Source organism: Acinetobacter sp. AR_0276 (genome assembly GCF_003000705.1).
GTDB lineage: Bacteria > Pseudomonadota > Gammaproteobacteria > Pseudomonadales > Moraxellaceae > Acinetobacter > Acinetobacter nosocomialis.
Map to the genome: position 1 here is coordinate 2,684,808 of NZ_PSQO01000004.1, position 23,863 is coordinate 2,708,670.

28 protein-coding genes, 4 tRNA genes and 1 riboswitch are annotated in these 23,863 nt (G+C 38.7%); of the genes, 14 read left to right on the top strand and 18 right to left on the bottom strand.

Translation table 11 applies throughout. The features are described from left to right. Window positions 1-200: 200 nt before the first annotated feature. From CSB87_RS13670 to bioD, 5 genes are all read left to right on the top strand, one after another. Entirely contained in the window at window positions 201-935 is a 735-nt protein-coding gene (locus tag CSB87_RS13670) for an alpha/beta fold hydrolase (RefSeq protein WP_004888527.1), read from the top strand. A 90-nt stretch (window positions 936-1,025) separates the two neighbouring features. Next, the gene (gene bioA / locus CSB87_RS13675) at window positions 1,026-2,306 is read left to right on the top strand and encodes an adenosylmethionine--8-amino-7-oxononanoate transaminase (RefSeq protein ID WP_004888524.1); all 1,281 of its coding nucleotides are present in this window, start codon (window positions 1,026-1,028) and stop codon (window positions 2,304-2,306) included. A 1-nt stretch (window position 2,307) separates the two neighbouring features. Then, window positions 2,308-3,465: an 8-amino-7-oxononanoate synthase gene (locus CSB87_RS13680; protein ID WP_002050382.1), complete on the top strand. Its 1,158-nt coding sequence runs from the start codon at window positions 2,308-2,310 to the stop codon at window positions 3,463-3,465. Beyond that, on the top strand, window positions 3,462-4,211 hold the full coding sequence (gene bioC / locus CSB87_RS13685) for a malonyl-ACP O-methyltransferase BioC (RefSeq protein WP_004888523.1): 750 nt from the start codon (window positions 3,462-3,464) through the stop codon (window positions 4,209-4,211). The genes CSB87_RS13680 and bioC overlap by 4 nt, the downstream gene beginning before the upstream one ends. Next, entirely contained in the window at window positions 4,212-4,856 is a 645-nt protein-coding gene (gene bioD, locus CSB87_RS13690) for a dethiobiotin synthase (protein WP_004888521.1), read from the top strand. It abuts the gene before it with no gap. A gap of 64 nt (window positions 4,857-4,920) precedes the next feature. On the opposite strand, the gene rluB is transcribed toward bioD, so the two are convergent. The 5 genes from rluB to CSB87_RS13715 form a co-directional block, all read right to left on the bottom strand. Then, the gene (gene rluB, locus CSB87_RS13695) at window positions 4,921-5,844 is read right to left on the bottom strand and encodes a 23S rRNA pseudouridine(2605) synthase RluB (RefSeq protein ID WP_004710314.1); all 924 of its coding nucleotides are present in this window, start codon (window positions 5,842-5,844) and stop codon (window positions 4,921-4,923) included. A 41-nt stretch (window positions 5,845-5,885) separates the two neighbouring features. Continuing rightward, window positions 5,886-6,479 (bottom strand): SMC-Scp complex subunit ScpB, encoded by a 594-nt coding sequence (gene scpB, locus CSB87_RS13700; protein ID WP_002050325.1) that lies wholly within the window; start codon window positions 6,477-6,479, stop codon window positions 5,886-5,888. Further along, window positions 6,476-7,267, bottom strand: coding sequence for a segregation and condensation protein A (locus CSB87_RS13705; protein ID WP_016805462.1), 792 nt, complete (start codon window positions 7,265-7,267; stop codon window positions 6,476-6,478). Before CSB87_RS13705 ends, scpB begins: the two co-directional genes overlap by 4 nt. A gap of 227 nt (window positions 7,268-7,494) precedes the next feature. Beyond that, the gene (locus CSB87_RS13710) at window positions 7,495-8,112 is read right to left on the bottom strand and encodes an L-threonylcarbamoyladenylate synthase (RefSeq protein ID WP_002050309.1); all 618 of its coding nucleotides are present in this window, start codon (window positions 8,110-8,112) and stop codon (window positions 7,495-7,497) included. Window positions 8,113-8,201: 89 nt separating this feature from the next. Then, window positions 8,202-8,864, bottom strand: coding sequence for an elongation factor P hydroxylase (locus CSB87_RS13715; RefSeq protein ID WP_004710311.1), 663 nt, complete (start codon window positions 8,862-8,864; stop codon window positions 8,202-8,204). A 96-nt stretch (window positions 8,865-8,960) separates the two neighbouring features. Here CSB87_RS13715 and CSB87_RS13720 point away from each other — a divergent pair, with 96 nt between their 5' ends. The 6 genes from CSB87_RS13720 (at window position 8,961) to lysM (ending at window position 12,634) form a co-directional block, all read left to right on the top strand. Next, window positions 8,961-9,521: a YceD family protein gene (locus CSB87_RS13720; protein WP_002050389.1), complete on the top strand. Its 561-nt coding sequence runs from the start codon at window positions 8,961-8,963 to the stop codon at window positions 9,519-9,521. 74 nt (window positions 9,522-9,595) lie between these two features. Next, a complete protein-coding gene (gene rpmF, locus CSB87_RS13725) occupies window positions 9,596-9,781 on the top strand; it encodes a 50S ribosomal protein L32 (protein ID WP_000290730.1) in 186 nt (61 codons plus the stop codon). Between the two features lie 152 nt (window positions 9,782-9,933). After that, window positions 9,934-10,920 (top strand): ACP S-malonyltransferase, encoded by a 987-nt coding sequence (gene fabD, locus CSB87_RS13730; RefSeq protein ID WP_001274818.1) that lies wholly within the window; start codon window positions 9,934-9,936, stop codon window positions 10,918-10,920. After that, the gene (gene fabG, locus CSB87_RS13735; RefSeq protein ID WP_000191300.1) at window positions 10,917-11,651 is read left to right on the top strand and encodes a 3-oxoacyl-ACP reductase FabG; all 735 of its coding nucleotides are present in this window, start codon (window positions 10,917-10,919) and stop codon (window positions 11,649-11,651) included. Before fabD ends, fabG begins: the two co-directional genes overlap by 4 nt. 84 nt (window positions 11,652-11,735) lie before the next feature. After that, window positions 11,736-11,972: an acyl carrier protein gene (gene acpP, locus CSB87_RS13740; protein ID WP_001279871.1), complete on the top strand. Its 237-nt coding sequence runs from the start codon at window positions 11,736-11,738 to the stop codon at window positions 11,970-11,972. A 188-nt stretch (window positions 11,973-12,160) separates the two neighbouring features. Continuing rightward, window positions 12,161-12,634, top strand: coding sequence for a peptidoglycan-binding protein LysM (lysM, locus tag CSB87_RS13745; RefSeq protein ID WP_002050305.1), 474 nt, complete (start codon window positions 12,161-12,163; stop codon window positions 12,632-12,634). A 45-nt stretch (window positions 12,635-12,679) separates the two neighbouring features. On the opposite strand, the gene CSB87_RS13750 is transcribed toward lysM, so the two are convergent. After that, window positions 12,680-13,447 (bottom strand): hydroxymethylpyrimidine/phosphomethylpyrimidine kinase, encoded by a 768-nt coding sequence (locus CSB87_RS13750; RefSeq protein ID WP_106105081.1) that lies wholly within the window; start codon window positions 13,445-13,447, stop codon window positions 12,680-12,682. A 97-nt stretch (window positions 13,448-13,544) separates the two neighbouring features. Here CSB87_RS13750 and CSB87_RS13755 point away from each other — a divergent pair, with 97 nt between their 5' ends. Continuing rightward, window positions 13,545-14,219 (top strand): HAD-IA family hydrolase, encoded by a 675-nt coding sequence (locus CSB87_RS13755; RefSeq protein WP_004888510.1) that lies wholly within the window; start codon window positions 13,545-13,547, stop codon window positions 14,217-14,219. Window positions 14,220-14,282: 63 nt separating this feature from the next. On the opposite strand, the gene ribB is transcribed toward CSB87_RS13755, so the two are convergent. Beyond that, window positions 14,283-14,942, bottom strand: coding sequence for a 3,4-dihydroxy-2-butanone-4-phosphate synthase (ribB, locus tag CSB87_RS13760; protein WP_004888507.1), 660 nt, complete (start codon window positions 14,940-14,942; stop codon window positions 14,283-14,285). Between the two features lie 90 nt (window positions 14,943-15,032). Then, window positions 15,033-15,183: riboswitch (FMN riboswitch) on the bottom strand. A gap of 176 nt (window positions 15,184-15,359) precedes the next feature. Here ribB and CSB87_RS13765 point away from each other — a divergent pair. Next, window positions 15,360-17,141 carry a DUF2157 domain-containing protein gene (locus CSB87_RS13765; RefSeq protein WP_004888506.1) on the top strand — a complete coding sequence of 594 codons (1,782 nt, stop codon included), beginning with the start codon at window positions 15,360-15,362 and terminating at the stop codon, window positions 17,139-17,141. Then, complete coding sequence (locus CSB87_RS13770; protein WP_004888502.1) at window positions 17,141-17,701, top strand: GDYXXLXY domain-containing protein; 561 nt, start codon at window positions 17,141-17,143, stop codon at window positions 17,699-17,701. Before CSB87_RS13765 ends, CSB87_RS13770 begins: the two co-directional genes overlap by 1 nt. A gap of 52 nt (window positions 17,702-17,753) precedes the next feature. Here CSB87_RS13770 and panD read toward each other — a convergent pair whose 3' ends face one another. The 11 genes from panD to CSB87_RS13825 form a co-directional block, all read right to left on the bottom strand. Continuing rightward, the gene (gene panD, locus CSB87_RS13775) at window positions 17,754-18,134 is read right to left on the bottom strand and encodes an aspartate 1-decarboxylase (RefSeq protein ID WP_000952664.1); all 381 of its coding nucleotides are present in this window, start codon (window positions 18,132-18,134) and stop codon (window positions 17,754-17,756) included. A 130-nt stretch (window positions 18,135-18,264) separates the two neighbouring features. Further along, the gene (gene pth, locus CSB87_RS13780) at window positions 18,265-18,846 is read right to left on the bottom strand and encodes an aminoacyl-tRNA hydrolase (protein WP_004888501.1); all 582 of its coding nucleotides are present in this window, start codon (window positions 18,844-18,846) and stop codon (window positions 18,265-18,267) included. Between the two features lie 20 nt (window positions 18,847-18,866). Next, a complete protein-coding gene (gene rplY / locus CSB87_RS13785; protein ID WP_031952341.1) occupies window positions 18,867-19,163 on the bottom strand; it encodes a 50S ribosomal protein L25 in 297 nt (98 codons plus the stop codon). Between the two features lie 98 nt (window positions 19,164-19,261). Further along, entirely contained in the window at window positions 19,262-20,212 is a 951-nt protein-coding gene (locus CSB87_RS13790) for a ribose-phosphate pyrophosphokinase (protein WP_002050293.1), read from the bottom strand. 36 nt (window positions 20,213-20,248) lie between these two features. Next, window positions 20,249-20,323: transfer RNA gene (locus CSB87_RS13795), tRNA-Gln, on the bottom strand. Window positions 20,324-20,415: 92 nt separating this feature from the next. Then, window positions 20,416-20,490: transfer RNA gene (locus CSB87_RS13800), tRNA-Gln, on the bottom strand. Window positions 20,491-20,510: 20 nt separating this feature from the next. Continuing rightward, window positions 20,511-20,585 (bottom strand) — tRNA-Gln (locus tag CSB87_RS13805). 26 nt (window positions 20,586-20,611) lie between these two features. Further along, window positions 20,612-20,686 (bottom strand) — tRNA-Gln (locus tag CSB87_RS13810). Continuing rightward, complete coding sequence (gene ispE / locus CSB87_RS13815) at window positions 20,685-21,518, bottom strand: 4-(cytidine 5'-diphospho)-2-C-methyl-D-erythritol kinase (protein ID WP_004888496.1); 834 nt, start codon at window positions 21,516-21,518, stop codon at window positions 20,685-20,687. The genes CSB87_RS13810 and ispE overlap by 2 nt, the downstream gene beginning before the upstream one ends. Before the next feature lie 18 nt (window positions 21,519-21,536). Beyond that, on the bottom strand, window positions 21,537-22,115 hold the full coding sequence (gene lolB / locus CSB87_RS13820) for a lipoprotein insertase outer membrane protein LolB (RefSeq protein ID WP_002050400.1): 579 nt from the start codon (window positions 22,113-22,115) through the stop codon (window positions 21,537-21,539). Window positions 22,116-22,119: 4 nt separating this feature from the next. After that, complete coding sequence (locus CSB87_RS13825; RefSeq protein ID WP_213065517.1) at window positions 22,120-23,829, bottom strand: tetratricopeptide repeat protein; 1,710 nt, start codon at window positions 23,827-23,829, stop codon at window positions 22,120-22,122. Window positions 23,830-23,863 lie beyond the last annotated feature (34 nt).

Below are 23,863 nucleotides of genomic sequence, written 5' to 3' on the forward strand. Positions count from 1 at the left end.
TGCTTCAATGTTTAGATAATTAAAGTTTTGTATATTTCATATAAATATTTTAGCTCTTGTATATCAATATATTTCAGAATATTTATCGACTATAAATGACTGATTTTACTTTTTGAAATTCAAGTGTTCTGTTGATTTTAAAAGATATTTAGAATTGAACTTCATATATAATCTTCCTAAAGTTGACTGTGGATAGGCACATGAAGTTACAAAATAAAATTTTATTGATTACAGGGTGGGGAGTAGGTATAGAACCTCTGCAATCGTTAAAATTAGGTTTAAATAAATTTGGCTATGACACACAACTGATTAATATTTTTAATGTTTTAGATAGTAGCTTTCAAGCACAGCTTGATTTAGTGGCTGAAGTTGATGTGGTAATAGGCTGGTCCTTAGGTGGGCAGTTAGCAACTCAACTGGTTGATATTTTTTACAAGCAAACAGGGCAAACAAAAACTTTAATTACGCTCGCTTCAAACCCTTGTTTCGTTGCTCATGATAATTGGCAAACCGCAATGCCTGCTGATGTATTTAGTCAATTTAAAGGGTCTTTTTTACAGAATCCACAAGCCACTTTAAAGCGTTTTTATTATTTGATTACACTTGGCTCATCTCAAGCGAAACAAGATTGGATGAGCGTACAAAACATTGCAAATCCACCCGCAAAGGAAATACTGGTAGATGGTTTAAAAATGTTAGAACAGTTAAACTTGGTAGATAACTTGAAAAATTATCCAGGTCTACAGCTTCACCTGTTTGCTGAGCAAGATAATGTCATTCCTTGCAAAATTATCGAGAATTTTAAGGATTTCGCTACAGAAAACATGACTTATAAGTTGCTAAAAGACGCTACGCACGCTTTTCCTTACCTGCAGGCTGAAAGAACAATTGAAGAAATCTGCCAATTTTTAACAATTCATCAGCAAAGTTCATAAGCTTTGGTTGATCTCGCAATTTTCTTTCATTCTTAACAGGTTTAACATGTGTTAAATGAAAGATTTGATTGCTGTAAAAGGGTATAGAGGATGACCGATAATTTTGATTTGGAACATATTTGGCATCCATATACTTCAATGACCCAACCTTTACCCACATTTAAAGTGAAGCGTGCCTATGGGGCAACGATTGAACTTGATGATGGTAGAACTTTAATTGATGGTATGTCGTCTTGGTGGTGTGCAATACATGGTTATAACCACCCTGAACTTAATCAAGCAGTGACCGATCAACTACAAAACATGTCACATATCATGTTCGGTGGTTTGACTCACGATCCTGCTATTGAGCTTGGTAAAATTCTTTTAAAAATTACCCCACCAAGTCTGGATAAAATTTTCTATGCAGATTCAGGTTCGGTCGCTGTTGAGGTTGCTTTAAAAATGGCTGTGCAATTCTGGACAGCACAGGGAAAACCACAAAAAACAAACTTTATTACCACACGGTCCGGTTACCATGGCGATACATGGAATGCGATGTCTGTGTGTGATCCTGTGACAGGTATGCATCAGATTTTTGGTACCAGCTTACCGAATCGTCTTTTTGTAGCAGCACCACAAACTAAATTTAATGAAGAATGGAACCAAGAAGATATTGCCGAGCTAGAGCAAGCTATTCAGCAAAATCATGAAAACCTTGCTGCACTCATTATTGAGCCGATTGTTCAAGGTGCAGGGGGCATGCGCTTTTATCATCCTGAATATTTACGTCAGGCTAAAGCGCTTTGTGAAAAATATCATCTGTTGTTAATTTTCGATGAAATTGCTACCGGTTTTGGTCGTACAGGTAAGCTTTTTGCTTGGGAACATGCTCAAGTCGAGCCAGATATTATGTGTCTAGGTAAAGGGCTAACGGGCGGTTATATGACTTTGTCTGCGACTTTAACGACAAAGCATGTTGCTAAAACCATTAGTCGCGGTGAGGCTGGGGTATTTATGCACGGCCCAACTTTTATGGCCAATCCACTCGCTTGTGCCGTTGCTTTAAAAAGTACGCAATTATTAATTGAGCAAGATTGGCAGGCCAATATTAAGCGAATTGAGCAACAGCTTAGCCAATATCTAGCACCTTTAAGCCAGCTTGATTATGTTGCTGATGTAAGAGTGCTCGGTGCAATTGGTGTGGTAGAACTCACCTTTAATGTCGATATGAAAACTTTACAGCAACAATTTGTAGAGCGTGGAATCTGGATTCGTCCTTTTGGCAAACTGGTTTATGTGATGCCACCTTATGTTATTACTCAACAAGAGTTAAGTGACTTGCTTGAACAGTTGGTTGAAGTAGTTAAAACGATGCAGGGGGCACATTAAAATGTCATTGCTCGATCATTTTGCTACCGAGTTAGATGAGTTAAAACAACAAGGTAATTTCAGACAATTTACCCAAAATGTGCAGCATGGTCGTTTTATTACAATTAAAAATAAAACAATGCTCAACTTAGCTTCAAATGACTATCTTGGACTGGCGGCTGATCTTAATCTTCGCCAAGAGTTTTTAGATAGCTTACCATTAGAACGCAGCTATTTTAGTTCTTCATCAGCCCGTTTATTGACGGGTAATTTTGATGAATATGAACAGTTGGAAAATAGCCTAAGCCAAGCATTTGGTGGACGGGCAGCTCTATTATTCAATAGTGGCTACCATATGAATATTGGTATTTTGCCCGCTGTTGCTGATAGTAAAACTTTAATTTTGGCAGATAAGTTAGTTCATGCCAGTATGATTGATGGGATCCGTTTGTCTGGTGCCCAGTATGTGCGGTATCGACATAATGATTTACAGCACTTAGAACAGCTTCTACAAAAGTATCATGATGATGACAAGATTGAACGAATCATTGTGGTCACAGAAAGTATTTTTAGTATGGATGGTGATGAAACGGATTTAACCGCTTTAGTCCAGCTTAAAAAACGTTTTGGTAAAACCATGCTTTATGTCGATGAGGCACATTCAATTGGCGTACGTGGACAGCAAGGTTTAGGGTGTGCTGAACAATATAATGTAATTCAGGAAATTGATTTTCTAGTTGGTACCCTAGGTAAAGCATTAGCAGCAGTCGGTGGTTATATTATTTGCCATCCAATTATTAAAGATTATCTCATTAATAAAATGCGCCCGCTTATTTTTAGTACCGCTCAACCTCCGATTGTTATGGCTTGGGCAAATTTTATTTTTCAAAAAGTATTAGTGGCTCAACCTCAGCGTGAACACTTAAAAAATATTAGCCAATATCTTCAACAAGCAGTGGTACAAAAGGGTTATCTGAGTCCATCGACCAGCCATATTATTCCAGTGATTGTGGGAGAAAGTCAGGCTGCTATCGATAAGGCGAAGCAGGTTCAGGAAAGTGGTTTTTATGCCATGCCTGTACGCCCACCAACAGTACCTAAAAATAGTTCGCGGTTACGTATTTCTTTAACGTCAATGGTTGAACAACACGAGCTTGAAGCACTGGTGAGTTTTCTGTGAGTCTGAATAAAAATTTAGTTGCCCAACGTTTTGCTAAAGCAGGTCAAAGCTATTCAGAGCACGCGGTTGTTCAAAAACAAATTTGTCAAAATTTAACAAGCTTACTCAAGCAGTTTTGCCCAAGTAAGATACGACGTGTTTTTGAAATTGGTTGTGGTTCTGGCAATTTAACTCGTCTGCTTGTTGAAGCTTTTCAAATTGAAGATTTAGTTTTAAATGATTTGTATGCAGAGGTGCAGGAGCACTTCAATCACGAAGAGCATTTAAAATGGTTAATTGGAGATGTTGAAACCTTAGAACTCCCTCAGCAGCTCGATATGATTGTTTCAGGTTCTGCCTTGCAATGGATGCAGGATTTGCCGCTTTTGCTGAAGCGTTGTAATGATGTTTTAACTGACAGTGGTTGGCTATGCTTTTCAACATTTGGCCCTAAGAACCTAATTGAAATTAAAGAGCTAACCGGACAGGGCTTAAGTTATTGGAATCTTGAAAGTTGGAACAGTGCCTTAACTCAGGCTGGTTTTGAAGTTCTGTATCTATCTGAGTCAGAAACTCAGCTTTATTTCGATTCGCCTAAAGCCGTATTACAACATTTAAAAGCGACTGGTGTAACAGCGACAGCGCAGCACCGTTGGACGAAGCAAACTTTACAGCAGTTTTATCAAGATTATGATCGGTATAAGCACGCCGAGGGATATGCCCTAACATATCACCCAATTTATTGTATTGCCCGGAGAATGAAGTAAATGAGTGGTCAGATCTATTTTGTCAGTGGGATTGATACCGAAATTGGTAAAACCTACGCGACAGGTTTTTTAGCAAAATTATGGTCTGAGCAGGGTAAAAAAGTAATTACCCAAAAACTCATTCAAACAGGTAATGCTGATATTTCTGAAGATATTGAAAAGCATCGTGAAATTATGGAGCAAGGTTGGTTTCAAGAAGATCACGATAAGCTAACTATGCCCGAAATTTTTAGTTATCCTGCTTCACCTCATTTAGCAACGCGACTTGATAACCGAGAAATAGATTTTCAAAAAATTGAAAATGCGACTCAAACATTAGCTGAGCGTTTTGAAATTGTATTATTAGAAGGGGCGGGTGGCTTAATGGTGCCCTTAACCACCAGTTTACTCACCATTGATTATGTTGCTCAGCATCAGTTTCCTGTTATTTTAGTGACATCTGGTCGTCTAGGAAGTATTAACCATACTTTGCTTAGTCTCGAGGCACTTAAGTCTCGTGGTTTGAAATTAAAAGCTTTGGTTTATAACTTAAAAGATGAATCAAAAGATCCATTAATTTCGCAGGATACTTCAAATTATTTAAAGAACTACTTAGCTATTCATTTTCCAGAAGCTGAGTGGATTGAATTGGCAAAAATGAATTAATTGAAAAAGTAGGCCATAAAAAACCGCTCAATTTAGAGCGGTTTTTTTGATTTAAAAGTTTTACTTAGAACTTTTTAAATCCACGGTTAAAACCAGTCGATTTGCGCTGATTACCTGTGTTAGCTGGTGCTTCTTTTTCATCATCACGACGTTGTTGACGTAAATAGCCACCACGACGTGCTGCCATTGGTTTTTCGGTCATACGATCAGTACGACGTTTTGCCATACCAAATAAACCTGTACCTTGACGTGGTTTCAACTCAACAGATTTAGCTAAGTTGTCGATATCAGTTTTATCGAGTTCCATCCAACGACCAGTACGTAATTCGCGTGGTAAAATAACAGTACCGTAGCGAGTACGTAATAAGCGGCTTACTTTAAGACCTTGCGATTCGAAAATACGGCGAACCTCACGGTTACGGCCTTCTTTCACTACAACTTGATACCAGCGGTTAATACCTTCACCACCAATTTCAGAGAAAGATTCGAACTTGGCTGGGCCATCTTCAAGCTCTACACCATTGACCATGTTTTGGCGTAATTGTGGTGTTACTTCACCCATTACACGTACAGCGTATTCACGTTCAATTTCATTAGACGGGTGCATTAAGCGGTTAGCAAGCTCACCATCGTTTGTAAATAGTAATAAACCTGTACTGTTAATATCCAGACGACCTACCATTACCCAACGGTCATTTGCAATTTGTGGCAAATGATCAAATACAGTTGGGCGTTTTTCTGGGTCATTACGTGAACAGATCTCACCCTCTGGTTTATAATAAATCAGTACACGACGACGAATTTCATCTTCGATCTGGAACTGAACTTTACGGCCATCAATGCGTAATTCATCGCCTGGTTCAATGCGCTCACCCACTTGGGCAACGCGGCCGTTTACACTCACGCGTCCTGCGGCAATAACCTCTTCCATATATCGGCGAGAACCTAATCCGATTCGCGCTAATACTTTTTGCAATTTTTCACTCATGACAGCACAACCTTAGACATAATGATCAACAGTCCACCTCTTTATGATTTCGGTGCATTCGCATCGAGAGCCATAAATGCTTCCTTGGCGTTCTGTAGGGGAGGCAATTGGCCTAAAGAGGCTAGACCAAAAGCATTCAGAAATTGAGGCGTTGTAATTAGCAACGCAGGTCTTCCGGGTAAATCTCTAAAACCGGCTTCTTTAATCCAGTTCCAGTCAAATAGCGTTCTGAGAATCTGACTATTATTAGATACACCACGAATTTGTTCAATATCAGCACGCGTGACTGGTTGATGATACGCAATGACAGCCAAGGTTTCTAGTAAAGATGGCGACAGTTTTGTTGGTCGCTCTGGCCAAATCTGCGCAATAATATTGCGATATTTGGATCTTACCTGAAAACGGAAGCCTTGCGCGGTTTCAATCAACTCAATAGAGCGGCCATGTTGTAAGAGGGCAAGTTGTTGTAAAAGCTGACGAAGCTGTTGTTTGTTATATTGATTATTAAAAGCTTCTTTTAAACGAGCAATTGAAACAGGTGCTTCACTGGCAAAAATAATCGCTTCAAGTTGCAATAAAACTTCGTGATGAATGTCAGCTAATGACAAATCATTATTATTTTGTTCAAAACTCATGCTGCAGACCCTTGAATAGCCAATGGAGCTTCAACACCTGTAGCAATAATTTTAATCTTTTGTTGTCGGGTCAATTCTAAAACAGCCATAAAAGTTACAACCATTCCCATACGGCCTTGTTGGGGATTAAGTAATTCTTTAAAACTTAACACGTCGCCTGACTCTAATTTCTCTTCAATATAAGCAATACGTTCTTCTAACAGTACAGGCTCTTGCGCAATTGTGTGTGTTACGGGTTCAGGACGATTAAATACGCAAAACAAAGCATCATGTAATGCTGAAACATCATAACCTTCATAAACAGGCGCGATATGACCTAAGCTTACATTGGCACTAAATGTATCACGGTCAAGAACTGGCATTTGACCTAAACGTTCAGCCGCTTGTTTAATGCGTAAATAAGTTTCTAGTCGATCAATAAGATCCTGTTTAGGATCTTTTTCGATACTCACTACTGTAGGTTTAGGTAAGAGTAAGCGAGATTTCAAATCAGCCAATAGAGCAGCCATAACCATATAGTCGGCAGTCAACTCAATATTTAAGGATTTCATGCTATCCATATAAGCTAAATATTGAGTTGCAATAGGTGCAATATCGAGCTGAATTAAATCAAAACCGTTTTTCTGAATCAGATAAATTAAAAAGTCGAGTGGTCCTTCAAACTGTTCGAGTAAAATCTCAAAAGCAGCCGGAGGAATATAAAGATCTTCAGGAATTGTGTCGTGCCACTCATCTAAAACACGGATGTGTGGAACGTCTTCCATGGATTGATGAAGTGATTGGTTCATTACGATTATAAGCCACGCGAATTTTCAAAAGCATGAGACTTGTTTTTCAAGTCAATAAGAGCTGTAGCAGAAGAACAGCAGATAGTGAAAAACATTCTAAAGGAATTGTGACTTTTAATAAATTGCTTAACGACTAAAGTGTAAAAAAAATCCAAACTAAATAAAGAGTATTTTTTTTCTTGATAATACTTTTTTTTTTAACTATTGGTAAAAAGGAGAATAAGTGCTTATTCGAAAGCACTTACATCTCCAGCACCGTGACGTATAATTTCCGGATGTTCACCCGATAAATCAACAATACTAGTTGTTGTTAAAGTACCAAAACCCCCATCGATAAAGACATCAATACGTTTAGACAACTGACTTTCAATATCGTAAGGATCATCAAGTGGGTCTTCTTGTCCGGGTAAAATTAATGTACTTGTAAGTAAAGGCTCACCAAGTTCTTTTAATAAAGCCTGACAAATCGGGTTACTTGGAATGCGTAAACCAATCGTTTTCTTTTTAGGATGCATTAACCTGCGTGGAACTTCACTTGTTGCAGGTAAAATGAAAGTCGTAATGGCAGGTGTATTTGCTTTTAATAACCGATACGTCGCATTATCAACTTTTGCATAAGTCGCGATATCTGATAAATCACAACACATAATTGCGTATTGATGCTTAGGGCCTAAATCACGAATCTGGGCAATGCGTTCCATCGCATTCTTATTACCAATCTGACATCCGATTGCATAGGCAGCATCGGTCGGGTAGACCACAACATCGCCTGCACGAATACGCTCAACTGCTTGATCAATGAGGCGTTGCTGTGGATTTTCAGGATGTACATGTAAATGCAACATATTTTAGAGACTCCATCACGCCAGTATTAAAAATAGTATTAGACTTTTCAAACTTCGGAAGCAAGTAACTTACGTAGTTTTTTTGTCATTTAATCAAGGAGTTCACGTTTAAATTCATCTAATTGTAACGCTGTACCTGCTCGTGTACATTGGCAAATACATTCAATGAATCTTGCTGCATCAACAGGTAGTTTAGCTTCACCAGAAAAGTAACGTTGAACTTGGATATAAACATTATCTTTAAACTTTTTGCCATCTCCGCCATCACCTGTCAGGTTATCTAGAGATACTCTAAATTTTCTGCCAAAAGATTGGGCAAATAACCATTCAATGGCTTGAGGTTTGATTTCTACTTGTTCAAATAAATCCTGCTGTTCTTTAGTTCGGCCATCTGGCGCATACCAATAACCTAAATCGGGCAACAGACGTCGTTTTGCACCTGCAATTGTCCAATGGCTAATTTCATGCAAAGCGCTATTGAAAAAACCATGAGCAAATTGGATTTTAGCTGGTTCATGTTCATTTGCTGGGAAATATTCTGGTTCAAATTCTCCACGAACTAATGTCACATTATGGTGGGAAAACCAGTGATTAAAGTGTAAAATAAGCCAATCAACTTGCTCAGACTCTAATTTTGAGCTTGGCCATGGTGAGAGTTGCACCACGTCAGGTAAAAGAGTGTTTTGGTGAGTTGAATGGGTGCAAACGAGTAATGAAGTGTTAACTTCAGGTTGCGGCTGCAACAGGTGCATTGCTTAATTTACCCCGAGTTCTGTCTAAAGAAGTACAAAATTGTATCTTAATCTTTGACAGAGTACCGATGAATTTGTAGAATTGCCGCCTTAATTATGTCAGCAAATACCTTTCCGGCACAGATTGAGCCGTTTAAATGGGCTGAACAAGGCTTTACATGGTCAGGTCAACTGCCATTGTCTCGTCTTGCTCGTATTGCTCGTGAAGCTGTTGGGTCAATTGATAACCAATTGATCAACATAGACTGTAAGCTATCAATGGATGCCTATCATCGCATTGTGTGGTTAGATGGTCACATGGAAACAAAAGTTCCAATGGAGTGCCAACGTTGTTTGGAACCTGTTGAAATGCCAATTGTTTCTGACTTTCATATTGCACTTGTAGATGATGAGTCACTGATAGAGCGCTTGGATGAGGATGCTGATTTCATCGTTTTAGGTGAAAGTGAGTCTTCGACAAAAGGTGATTTTGATACACCTGCTTCGATTAACTTACTCGCATTACTAGAAGATGAACTGTTATTGTTGATGCCTTTATCTCCCAAGCATGATGCTTGTGAACATAAACATCAACCTACCATTCAGAACGTTGTCGAAGAGAAACGGGATAACCCGTTTGATGTTTTGGCAGGTTTGAAGGGTAAACTTAACTCATAATTTGTGTTATGATTATGAGATAAGACAACTGAATTTGTTCTGATCCATTTTTTCGATCTTTGTAAGGAGCCATCATGGCCGTTCAGCAAAACCGTAAAAGTCGCTCTCGCCGTGACATGCGCCGTTCACATGACGCTTTAACCGAGAATGCATTAACAGTAGACCAAGCAACTGGTGAAACTCATCGTCGTCACCACGTGACTAAAGACGGTTTCTACCGTGGTCGCCAATTATTCGCTAAAGCAGCTGATGCTGAATAATTGCATGATATGCATTAAGCGTGATGCTTAAGTATAGAAAAAATGGGAGCGAAAGCTCCCTTTTTTTGTTGTTTTTCGCAATTATAAATATACAAATTAAATGTTAAATTTCCGCTCCAGAGAAATGAGTGAAAACCCAAAAAGGATTTCTTATGTCTGCTAAACGTCTTGAACAAGTAGCTTTAGCCACAAAAACTGCATTTGTGTTTCCAGGTCAAGGTTCACAAAAAGTTGGTATGCTCGCTGAACTCGCAGAACAGTTTAGTGGAGTTGGGCAAACTTTTGCCGAAGCTTCAGACGCGCTAGGATTTGATCTTTGGCACATTGCACAAAGTGGTGAAGGTTTAGACCAAACAGAAAATACCCAACCTGTATTATTAACTGCCAGTATTGCTTTATGGCGTTTATGGTTAGATTTAGGTGGTTTAGCCCCTAAATACCTTGCAGGTCACTCTTTAGGTGAATACAGCGCTTTAGTTGCAGCAGGTTCAATGAGTTTGGCGGATGCAGTTAAATTAGTTAATTTGCGTGGAAAACTCATGCAAAATGCTGTTCCTCAAGGGGAAGGCGCTATGGCTGCTATTCTTGGTTTAGCTGATGATAAAGTAGTTGAATTGTGCCAGAGCGTGAGTGCATCAGGTCAAGGTTCAGTTGAAGCAGCAAACTATAATTCACAAGGTCAAGTTGTGATTGCTGGTAGTACTGCATCTGTACAGCAAGTTATGGCATTGGCAAAAGAACAATCTGCTAAAGCAATTGCTTTACCGGTTTCTGTTCCATCACATTGTTCATTGATGAAGCCGGCAGCAGAAAAATTTGCAGAAGCTTTGGAACAAACTGCCATTGAGCTACCTACCATTCCTGTAATACAAAATGTCAACGCGGGAATTGCTACCGATGTTGCTCAATTACGTCAGGCTTTAACAGCACAATTGTACCAGTCTGTACAATGGACACGTACCATGCAGTCTCTACAAGACCAAGGTATTCAGTACATTGTTGAGTGTGGCCCAGGTACAGTATTGAGTAATCTCGCAAAGCGTTTACCAAATATTGAAAAAGCTTTTTCTATTGATAGTAAGAGCAAAATGGAAGATGCCCTAAATGCTGTTTTAGTGGCAGAAGGAAAAATTGCATGACACAAGAACGCAAAGTTGCATTAGTAACGGGCGCGAGTCGGGGCATTGGCGCTGCAATTGCCCAGCAACTTATTCAAGACGGTTATTTTGTCGTAGGTACTGCGACTTCTGAATCTGGTGCACAAAAGCTAACTGATAGCTTTGGTGAACAAGGTGCAGGTTTGGCTCTCGATGTGCGTAATCTCGATGAGATTGAAGCAGTCGTGTCTCATATTGAACAGAACTATGGTCCTGTACTTGTTCTCGTTAACAATGCAGGTATTACGAAAGACAATTTGTTGCTTCGTATGTCTGAAGATGATTGGGATGACATTCTCAATATCCACCTTAAAGCCGTTTATCGTTTATCTAAACGCGTACTTAAGGGTATGACAAAAGCACGTTTTGGTCGAATTATTAATATCAGTTCTGTTGTTGCTCATTTTGCAAACCCAGGCCAAGCAAACTACTCTGCTGCTAAAGCAGGTATTGAAGCATTTAGCCGCAGCCTTGCAAAAGAGATGGGTAGCCGCCAAATTACTGTAAATAGTGTGGCACCAGGTTTTATTGCAACAGAAATGACAGATGCACTTAGTGAAGACATTCGCAAAAAAATGAGTGATCAAGTGGCTTTAAATCGCTTAGGTGAGCCACAAGATATCGCAAATGCGGTGAGTTTCCTTGCAAGTGATAAAGCAGGTTACATTACCGGTACGGTATTACATGTAAATGGTGGTTTATACATGGCCTAACGCCGATGTATAAACTTTTAAAAATTTTTATATTCAATTAAACTAGTGGCAAATCAAACGCCACAAGCAATGAGGAGAATTCCTGTGAGCGATATCGAACAACGCGTTAAACAAGCGGTTGCAGAACAACTTGGTCTTAAAGCTGAAGAGATTAAAAACGAAGCATCTTTCATGGATGACTTGGGTGCTGACTCTTTAGATTTAGTTGAACTTGTTATGTCTTTCGAAAATGACTTCGACATCACTATCCCTGATGAAGATTCAAACGAAATCACTACAGTTCAATCTGCAATTGACTATGTAACTAAAAAACTTGGTTAATTCGCATATTGCTGATTAAAAAGAAGGCCACCGTAAGGTGGCTTTTTTTATTTGAGTAAAATAATTGAGAGAGATACATATTTTTACAAGATCAACCTCAATTGATAGCAGAGGTGTCTCTTTTTTCAAGTATAACAATAAGGGTCAGTTTAATGACTTTACTATAAACAATAAGATGAGGACTAAAAATGGGTCTTTTTGATTTTGTAAAAGGTATTGGTAAGAAAAATACCGCACCAGCAGAACCACAACCAGCTCCAGCAACGCCAGCAGAACCTTCTGCACAAGAAGTAGCGAATAAATTATTAGGATTAATTAAAAGTTTAGGCCTCGGGGTGGAAGGCTTATCTGTAACATATAATGGTTCAACTGATACTGCGACTATTAATGGTCAAGTACAAAGCCAAGCGGATAAAGAAAAGATTATTCTTATTGTTGGTAACGTCGATCATGTTGCACATGTAGATGACCAGATGACCGTTGCTACGCCTGAACCGGAAAGCAAATTTTATACGGTAAAATCCGGTGATAATCTTTCAAAAATTGCGAAAGAGTTTTATGGTGATGCCAACCAGTATCCTAAAATCTTTGAAGCAAATAAACCAATGCTCAAAGATCCGGATGAGATTTTCCCTGGGCAAGTTTTACGTATTCCACAGTAATTGGAATAAATAAAAAGGCGCTTTAAGCGCCTTTTTATTTGATTGTTAAAATCGTTTTGGAATCTTTTGTCCATTAGGTACAGGTGTTTCGGCATTTTTTAAAACACCAAACAACCATGTTTCTGCATGCTGTACTGCAATTTTTAGAGAATCACCTAAAGCTAAGCGACCTGCAATAAAACTTGCTAATGAACACCCTGAGCCATGATATTCACCTTCAAGGCGAGGGCAAGTACTACTCGCTGCAAGTTCACCATCAATATATAAACTATTTTTAATGAAGTTAGGGGTATCTTCATGTCCCCCCTTTACTAATACAGCTTTAGCACCCATTTCAAAGAGCTTGTGAGTCGCTTCTTCTAAGTCATTGATACCTGTTAATGCACGTAATTCAACTGTATTTGGCGTAATAAGTGTCGCTAGGGGAATCAGCTCAACAAATGCTTTAACTAAAGTTGCCTGATCTCCTAAAGAACCACCGCTATTAGCAACTAATACTGGGTCTAATACATACTGATAGTCAGGATGGGCACGTAAAAATTCGGCTAGAGCCGCAATATTATCTGTTGTGCCAAGCATGCCGGACTTAACACATTTAATCGGTAAATCGCCTACAACAGCATTTGCTTGGGCTAATAATAGTTCTTTTGAGGTTGCTTCAAAGCCAAATACTTGTTGTGAGTTTTGAATGGTAAGAGCTGTACACGCAATTGCTGCATGGGCACCACTTTGTCCAATCGCTTCAATATCGGCTTGTAAACCTGCACCACCTGAAGGGTCTAAACCCGAGAAACAAAGTACGGTTGCACGCACGGTTATTTCCTTTTCAATTTAAATTTACGTTAGTATAAGAGAGTTTAATTAAACTCTCGACCAATTGAATTAAATACTTTACTGGGTTAGTGATTAAATGGCTATAAAACATATTTTGATTGATTTAGATGGAACCTTAACAGACCCTAAAGTTGGCATCCATACATCAATTCGTTATGCAATGGAGATGCTTGGTTATCCTTTAGCTGCCGATTTAAATATTGATTGGACAATTGGACCGCCATTAAAAGCATCATTAGCAAAATTATTAGCTACCCAAGATGATGCTCTAGCTGAGCAAGCTTTACTTGCTTACCGTGAGCGTTTTTCGGTGATTGGCTTATTTGAAAATGAACTATATCCATCTGTTACAGAAACCCTTAAAGCTTTAAAAGCAGAAGGATATCGTTTGTTCGTTGCTACTGCTAAACCAACGATTTATGCAAAACGAATTTTAGACCATTTTGAATTAAGCCAGTATTTTGTACATATTTATGGCAGTGAATTAACGGGTGAGCGGACCAATAAAGCTGAGCTTATCCATTATATTCTTGAACGTGAGCAATTAAATCCAGAAGAGTGTTTAATGGTGGGTGATCGTCAATATGATATTTTAGGTGCTCGCCACAATGGTATTGAGGCGGTAGCTGTGACTTATGGTTATGGAACAGCAGAGGAACTTGCTCAAGCACAGCCAAAAGCAATGATTAATCAATTCTCTGAACTTTTGGTCTATGTTGAAGAACTGGCAGCACAAAAGAAAGTTTCTTAAATATAAGTAAGTTTTAATTTATAGGTTTGGCTCTGATCTGATCTAAAGCCAAACCTTTTTTATTTAAATACTGTGTTGTTGACGGTATTGAACAAGTTCTTCAATTGTAATCACTGTTAAGTGATGAGTTTGTGCATAAGCCAAAACTTGAATGCCGGATGCCATAGTGCCATCCGGATTAGTTAATTCACATAACACACCAGCAGGTTTTAGACCGGCTAATCTTGCTAAATCAATTGTTCCCTCAGTATGACCACGTCGAGTAAGCACGCCGCCATTACGTGCACGTAATGGGAAAACGTGACCAGGACGATTTAAGTCACTTGCAACAGCACCATCTTTAATAGCAGTTTTAATCGTTGTTACACGGTCTTTTGCAGAAACACCAGTAGTAACGCCTTGAGCAGCTTCAATGGTTACTGTAAAAGCAGTATGAAACTGACTTGAGTTTTGAGAAACCATTGGTGGAAGATCTAAATGATCTGCTAATTCTTCTGTCAGGCATAAACATACAATACCTGAGCCATCACGAATCATACGTGCCATGGTCTCAACAGTTAGGGTTTCGGCTGCAACAATTAAATCTGCTTCATTTTCACGATCAAAGTCATCCATCACCAATACAGGTTTACCTTGACGGATATCTTCTAATGCTTGTTGAATGCGCTGTTCAGCAGGAGAGAGGGCTGAGAAAAAAAGTTCTGGTTGAATTAAGCTAGACATAATGAAACGCTCTCGTAAAAATACGGTTGAACATTTCAGGACTGATGTAAAAACAGGCTGGCACTGAAATAAAACGGATTTATCCCAGTTCGTCGTCTTCTTTCATCCGGACTATACCGTCGGCTTTGGAGTTTCACCAAATCTGCTCAAATTACACAATTTAAGCTCGTGGGCTTGTTAATTTATATATGAAAATTAACTTTACCACCGGTGGGGAATTACACCCCGCCCTGAAGCGATGGGTTTTATTATAGCGCGCTTGGCAAAATTGGCTAGATGCTTTTGTAGAATGCTAAGTCTCATTATGAATAAGCATTTTCATAAAACGAAATAGGTTTTTTAACAAGCGCTTACTTGTTGGCTTTAAAAGGGAATGCTATGTTTTTTATAGAAAATTATAAATAAAACAGGTGTTTCATGCAGATAAGAGACTATTATCCATTTAGGAATACTTTATTTATTCAGCATCTCCATATTTTCAGTTATGTATTTATGGCGCTCAGTATTCTTTATTTAATTGCTGCTAATTGGTTGATGCTTCCTGATAGCATTCAACTCATTATTCCACCTTTTATATTGCTTATCACAGCTTGGATGAGCATAAACGATACCTTAAGCGAGGGAATACGGCAGACTTTACATGGTACTTGCGGCTTAATGATCGGTTTGAGTTTGGCTGTAATTGGACAAATTTATCAAACTGGTGCAGACAGTTATTTACTTTTCTTGATTTGGACTTTGCTTTTATTGCCGTGGCTATATCGACCAAATATTGGAATCTTTGCTTTAATTTGTATTACAAGCCAACTCGCCCTATTTTTATTTTTTAAACAGACTTTCTGGGCAGAAAAGTTTCCTTATCTTTATCTTTTTGCTCTAAATTTATTAAGTCTTGTACAGTTCTGGATCTGTCAAAAGAAATATATAGCCTTACGTTTTGTTTTTATTGCTTGGTTTGCTGTCATTTCAATAACAGGGATGATTCAATTCTTATCAAGTGAAAATTTACCTTATCTGATATCGGCGTTCTTACTAGGAATTATTGCTTTTTATTATTTCTTCAAAAAGAATGATCAGCTATGTGCCAGTTTAATGGCTGCTGTTCTTGGCGTGACAGCTACAATATGGCTTGTAGATGGTATTAATCATCTATTTAAAGATTCTAATGAATTCATCTTTTTATTGATCGCGGGCATTATTTTCATTTGGTTTGCACTCATTAGTTATTTCTTAATAAGAATTTTTCGCCAAAGCCGTTTTTATATCATTCCTTTAGCAATTGGTGCTTGGCTTGCTGGCTTAGTACTTGCAGCATTTACTTTAGTGTTTTGGGAGACTATTTCCTTAGTTATTGGAATCATCTTTGTTGCTATAGCTATAACTTTACTAACAAAATCGCAAAGCTATTTCATTCGGCAATTTGCATATTGTTTATTTGTGAGTGGACAGACTGCTTTTTTATTTCATCTTGGTTCTGAAACAAATCAAATTTTATGGGTATTGATTGCCCAGATTTTTATTCTATGCGTCAGTTATTTTCTTAAGCCTCATTGGTTCTTTGTTTTAATTCAAATGCTCGCAACTTATGGCATAGCATTTATCTACATACTGCAACTAGACCATTCATTGTGGTCGGTACATTCTACTCAAACTTATTTCAATTTAACTTTACTTAACTATTTGATTTTTAGCTTGATACTACTGATAGGGAGTAAAGCGGTTTTACGGTATGAGCGGAGTATTTTTTTATGTGTACTTAGTGTCATTTTTGTGAGCTCATTCTTTGACAATTTTATGGGGCTTGCGTTGATTGATTCTGCTGATCAGCCATTATGGTTTATCTATATTTTTCCAAGTCTATGGTTATTGTGCTTTAGCCTTTTCTATTTATATAGGCAGCTTCAAGCTATCACTTTCGTTGCTTTTTTAATTTTTGGCATAGCACTTATTGCACTCGGCTATTTTGATGTATTCATTCTATTTGTAATTTTGACATGGGCTTTAAAAAATCAAGATCGCATTGTTTATGGTGTTACGCTCATAGTATTTACCTTTGTGCTTTGGCAACTTTATTACAGTTTACAATTAAGTTTTTTAGCTAAAAGTGCATCAATCTTGGTGTCAGGAATTATATTGTTGGCTTTATATGGATTGCTTCTGAAGGAAGCTAAAAGCAATTTTATTGAGGGGGAAAAGTAATGAAAAAGTATTTCTCCCTTATGCTTGCAGTAGCCACTGTATTATTTTTTGCAGGTTTGGTTGCGAAAAATGAATGGCACCTGTATCAGAGTAAAAGTATTTTTATTAAGCTTAAGCCGGTTGACCCTCGCTCTATTTTACAGGGGGACTATATGGCGCTCGCATATGAATTAAATTTACAATCTCTCAAAGCGCTTTCGGGAAGTGAAAGTGAGGCTTTAGATCAAGTGATTTTTAATCATGCTTCTGTTCCAGCAAAAGTTATTTTAGATTCACAAAATCGAGTAGTTCGTACCATTTTAGATACTCACAATTCATTTGCTGGGCAGCGTTTAATTTTAAAAAATCCTGAAAATCGTTTACAGGCTTTATATCCAGCTTCTCGAAGCTTCTTATTTGCCGAAGGTCTAGCTCAATGTTATGGGAAAGCAAAGTATGCTGAATTTAAAGTAAATACAAAAGGAGAGGCGATTTTATTTGATTTACGTGGAGAAGAGCTACAGCCTTTAAACTGTAAGCAACAGCACAGTTGGTGGAAGGGGACTGCTAGAAGTTTATAAAGGTGTATAAGAAAGCCCGTATTTACGGGCTTTTTTGCTTTTAAATCTTTAATCAGGCAACTTGCACAGGAATGCAGTTCGCTGTGTGGTTGACTGTATTGTCTGGGTTTGCATATACCAAACGTGGTTTGTGAGCATTTGCTTCAGCTTCGGTGAAATCACCAAAAGTAGCAATAATTACAAGATCGCCAACATCTGCTTGGTGAGCAGCACCACCATTTACTGAAATAATGCCAGAGTTATCTTCACCACGAATCGCGTAAGTTGTGAAGCGCTTGCCATTAGTTACGTTCCAAACGTGGATTTCTTCGTATTCACGAATACCAGCTAAATCCATTAATACGCCATCAATTGCACAAGAACCTTCATAGTGAAGTTCAGCATGGGTTACAACTGCACGGTGAATTTTGCATTTTAATAAACGAGATAGCATGGCTAGCGTCTCCTGAGTAGACCTAAGAAGATCTTATAGTGAAATCTTTTGCCTTTGCCGTTCTGGCAATGTGGCTGATGCGCATTTTGCTCCTAAAAAAGCAAGATAGCAAGCTTGATTGTTCAACAATTTAAGCTGGTTTATACGCATTAATTTGGTTCATGGCCTGTGATACTTGTCCTTGAACAAGTAACTTCATTTTAGAAAGAGCGTGATCAATTGCTCCATCCATCAGGCTTTGTTCACTACTTGGCGCTTTTCCGAGTACATGCCCAGAAACTCTTTCTTTTGAACCTGGATGTCCAATACCAATTCGTAAACGATGAAAATTTGGACCAATATGTGGGACAATATCACGTAAACCGTTATGACCGCCGTGCCCACCGCCTGTTTTAAGACGAATTACACCAGGGTTCATATCAAGTTCATCATGAGCAATCAAAATTGCTTCAGGAGCAATTTGATAGAACTTTGAGAAAGGAACAACACTTTGTCCGGAACGATTCATATAAGTCGTTGGGAGAAGTAAACGAACATCGTGCCCTTCTATATTACCACGACCACTAATTCCGTGAAATTTTGGATCATTTTTTAATGTAATGCCATATTTATCTGCAAGCTGTTCAACGAACCAAAAACCTGCATTATGGCGGGTTTGGGCATATTCTGAACCAGGATTGCCCAAACCAACAATTAGCGAAATATTTGACACTAATTTACGCCTTTAAACACTTATGCGCGTTTGAAGTCAGCGTGCATAGGAGTGTTTTTAGATGGGTGACGTTGTAACGCTTGGATTTTAACGTTTTCAACTTTATCGCCCATTTTGATTTCTACAACTTCTTCAAAGAAAGCATTGCTTTCTAAAGCTTTTACAAGCTCACGAAGTTCTAAAGTAACACTTACAGGTTCAGCGTTACCACCGTAGATGATAGCTGGAACTAAAGATTCGCGACGAAGGCGGCGGCTCGCACCTTTCCCTTGTTTGTCTTCAGCACGCGCTTGAGCGTTGAATATGAAGTTTGCCATGAGATAAATCCTCATTAAAGATTAAATAAACTAAACTTGCGACCAGTTTAGTGATAGAAAACCCCAGCCAAGGCCAGGGTTAAGAAAAAGCTGCAATATTATAAACTATCGAACATCGCGCTGATAGACTCTTCGTTATTAATACGACGAATCGTTTCAGCAACCATGCTAGCAACAGAAACTTGACGGATTTTGCCCAAGTTCAATGCTTCTTCAGAAAGAGGAATTGTGTCAGTTACGACTAACTCATCAATTACTGAGTTACGTAAGTTCTCAATTGCTTTACCTGAAAGTACAGGGTGAGTTGCATATGCAACAACACGACGTGCACCGAATTGCTTAAGTGCATCAGCTGCTTTACACAATGTACCAGCAGTATCAACCATGTCATCTACAATAACGCAATCACGATCTTTTACATCACCAATCAAATGCATAACTTGCGATTCGTTGGCTTTTTGACGACGTTTGTCAATAATTGCTAAATCGATGTCACCCATCTGTTTGGCTACAGCACGAGCACGTACTACACCACCAACGTCAGGAGAAACCACCATAAGGTTATCATGTTGTTGTTGACGTAAGTCAGCAAGCAAAGCAGGAGTACCGTAGATGTTGTCGACTGGAATATCGAAGAAACCTTGGATTTGGTCAGCATGTAAGTCAATCATTACGACACGATCAATACCAACAGTGGTAAGCATGTCTGCAACAACTTTAGCTGTAATCGGCACACGTGCAGAACGTGGACGACGGTCTTGGCGAGCATAACCAAAATAAGGAATAACAGCGGTAATACGACCAGCACTTGCACGACGCAAAGCATCTGCCATAACCAAGATTTCCATAAGGTTATCATTGGTAGGCGCACAAGTAGGCTGAACGATAAATACGTCTTTACCACGAACATTTTCAGTAATTTCTACTGAAATTTCTCCATCAGAAAAGTGACCGACTGATGCAGCACCTAGAGGGATATGTAAGTGACTTACGACTTTTTGAGCGAACTGTGGATGAGCATTTCCACTAAAAACGACAAGATTGGGCATGAAGCACCCTTGGCGGTTGGTATGTAATGAAATAGATGGCAGGGGCGGCTGGATTCGAACCAACGGATGGCGAGATCAAAACCCGCTGCCTTACCACTTGGCGACGCCCCTAATGCGGCAGAACTTTAATATTTTTGCAATGCAATGTCAAGAATAATCAACAAAAAGCAAGGCAATTAAGTCTGTCTTTAAAATAAGAAGAATGGCAGGGGCGGCTGGATTCGAACCAACGGATGGCGAGATCAAAACCCGCTGCCTTACCACTTGGCGACGCCCCTAAATTCGATGATATATATGATGGCAGGGGCGGCTGGATTCGAACCAACGGATGGCGAGATCAAAACCCGCTGCCTTACCACTTGGCGACGCCCCTAATATAATCATCATTACAGGTGAAATTGGCAGGGGCGGCTGGATTCGAACCAACGGATGGCGAGATCAAAACCCGCTGCCTTACCACTTGGCGACGCCCCTAACTTGCAACTTTAAAATGATGTAAAGGAGATTCTTTTAAACTATGTACCAAGTAAGCTTTACATGGTGCATGTTTAAGAATGTCATCAACATTCATTTCATTGGTTAATTCAGTAAAAACACAAGCACCTGTACCTGTAAGCTTTGCATGACCAAATTGATCAAGATATTGCATTGCTTCTTCAACTTCAGGGTATAACTTTCTAGCCAAAGGCTCAAAGTTATTTCCAAAATTAGAAGGTTCTAACTGATAGGCGCAAAATTTAGTGGTCTTAGTGTCTCTTGTCAATGTTTTTTGTGAAAAAAGCAATTGAGTGCTGATAAAACAATCAGGTTTTAAAATAATGAACTGTTTTTGATCTAAGTCTATGAATGTTAAATGTTCACCAATACCTTCAGCCCATGCATTTTTACCATAAATAAAAATAGGAACGTCGGCACCAAGTTTTACACCATAGTCAGCAAGCTCTGTCTGAGTTAGGCCACATTGCCATAATTGATTTAAAACAATGAGCGTTGTGGCGGCATTCGAAGAACCTCCGCCTAGACCTGCACCCATTGGAATATTTTTTTCAATGCTAATGTGTAGGCCACACAATTTTTTTGCATGCGGTTTTAATATTTGAGCAGCCCGATAAATCAGATTCTGCTCAAGTTGAACCTCACCTAAACCTTCAATCTGGATTTCATCTTTCTCAATAGGGGAAAAAGTCATCCAGTCATATAAATCAATGAGTTGAAAAATGGTTTGTAATTCATGGTAACCATTTTCACGACGTCCCGTTATATGTAAAAACAGGTTGAGCTTGGCTGGAGAAGGAACTCGAATCATAGATTTATATAGTTAGACTTAACGGTTTTGGATAACCATTGTAATACGGTTTTCTTTATCTTCAGCAAGCGCCTGCTTTAAAACCAGTTTATTTGGTAAAGTTTGTTCACCATCATAACTAAAATTAACCGTCCAACCATCTTCAATGAGTTGGCTCACACGGTTTGCATTATCTTTGCTAATTTGGGCATTTAAAGTTGCAGGTTTCGCTAAAATCCAGCTGGTTAAATGAGTAATGGGGGCTTGCCAACCAGTTGCACGCTCTAAAAGCTCTTCAGGAGATGCTGCTGTAATAACGCCAGTTTTAGCGCTGTTTAGAGTGACTTCACCCGGTTTTCCTTGAATTTGTGTTTTTCCAACACCTAAAATTCCACTTAACTCGATATCAAAATTATCTTGCTGTTGAACCCATGTGAAAAAAGCACTACCACTTTGTTGGGGAGTACGTACTCCAATTTTACCTTGCAAATTGAAGTGTTTTTCATCTTGTACTTGGTGGGTAACTGCGGGTTTAGGCTGAGTAAAATGCTGACAACCGGTTAAGAATAATACACTTGATCCACAGATCGCTGTGCACAGTTGGGCAAGTTTGCTCATAAATTTAACTCTTTTTTACAGATGTAGGTAAAATTAACGCATCAAGCTGATGCAATTGTGGATCATTCGCGTGCTTTTGTTTCAGTTGTTGTAACACGGTACTAAATTGAGTTAACGATCCTTGCATATACAATGCTTTAGCGTAACGAATGCCAATATTTATGTTATGGCTGAGTTCATATGCTTTGCCTAAAGCTTCCGCTGCTGCTTCATAATCATTTTGTAAAAATGCAATATAGCCTAGCGTATCAAGAATTGAGGCTTGTTCAGGTGCATATTCCAATGCTTGTTCAGCATACTGTCGTGCTTCTTTTAATCTACGGTTTTGTAAAGCCAACGTATATGCATAAGCATTTAGATAAGTCGGGCTATTCGGTTCTAACTGTAATAATTGCTTCAGTGTTTTATCAAGTTTGTCGAGGTCGGTATAAGGGTCTAATAATAAAACTTCTGCATAGATGAGTTCTGGATCATCTGGTAAGTTTTTGATCGCTTCATCTAATAAATTTAATGCAGCTTTTTTATTACCCATCTTCTTTAAAATTTCAGCTTGAGCTTGATAGAGAAAGCTTGCATGCTGCGGATAATTGACTCGCTCTTGAGTTAAAAAACGTAATGCATCATGTAAATTTTCTTGCTTATCATAAATCGCAATAAGATTACGTCTGGAAACAATGTAAAGGCTACCATCTACTAAACGGTAATAGGCTTTAGCAGTCTCATAGTGCTGTTTTCGTTCAGCATTGATTGCTAAGTAGTAATACGCTTCATTTTGATACTTTGCAGAGTTGCGTAAATCAACCAAATATTGTTCAGCTTTATCATATTGCTTCAGGTCAATACTGGTTAAGCCCGCAATAAATAATGCTTCTTCAGCACGAGGATTACTCTCAATAATTTTTTCTAATTTTTCAAGAGCAAGCTGGGGCTGATTAATCTGAATGAGATATCGTACTTCAGCTAATCGTATATCTAGATTTTTCTTATATTTACGGCTGGATTTTGCATACCATTTTAAAGCACCTTCTTGATCACTTAGGGCAATCAACAGGTTGGCTTTCATTAAGATAAAACTGGTTACTTTAGGACGACGGCGTAGTGCACGATTAATGGTGTTTAGTGCTGGTTCTAATTGGCCATTTTGTGCTTCCAGATTAGCGATAAGCGCTAAAATAGAAGGATTTTCCTTTTCTGCACTTGAACGTAAAGCGGTTAATAAAACTTCTCGATCTTGTGCATTTTCGGGTGCAATACTTGCCAAAATTTGTTCAAGATCGGCAGTTGGATCTATTTTTAAAATTTTATCCAAAGTTTCAGCAGCAAGCTGATATTCATGTGTTTTTAATGCAATATGCGATAAATAAAACAAAGCAGGGACGTCTTTAGGCTCTTGAACGACCCAATGTGTTGCGATATTCAGTGCAGCTTGTAAGTCGTTGTATTCAAGTGCAACATCTAAGGCACGCTGTTTAATGGTTGTTGAGTTGCTTCTAATTGCAAGTACGGTGTAATTATGCAGTGCCGTAGGAATATCGTCATAAGCTAAGGCAAATTCAGCGACCATACTCTGTTGTAGAGCCTGATCAAATGAATGCACGGCATAGGTCTCTTGCAACGGACGTGCATAGACATATGAGGACATGCTACCTAACAATAAGAATGTGGTAGAATACTGTCTTATCGAAGCACCGTTAAAATTAATACGGCTATTCATTTGACGCAATTTTTATTGATCCAAAGTAATGCTT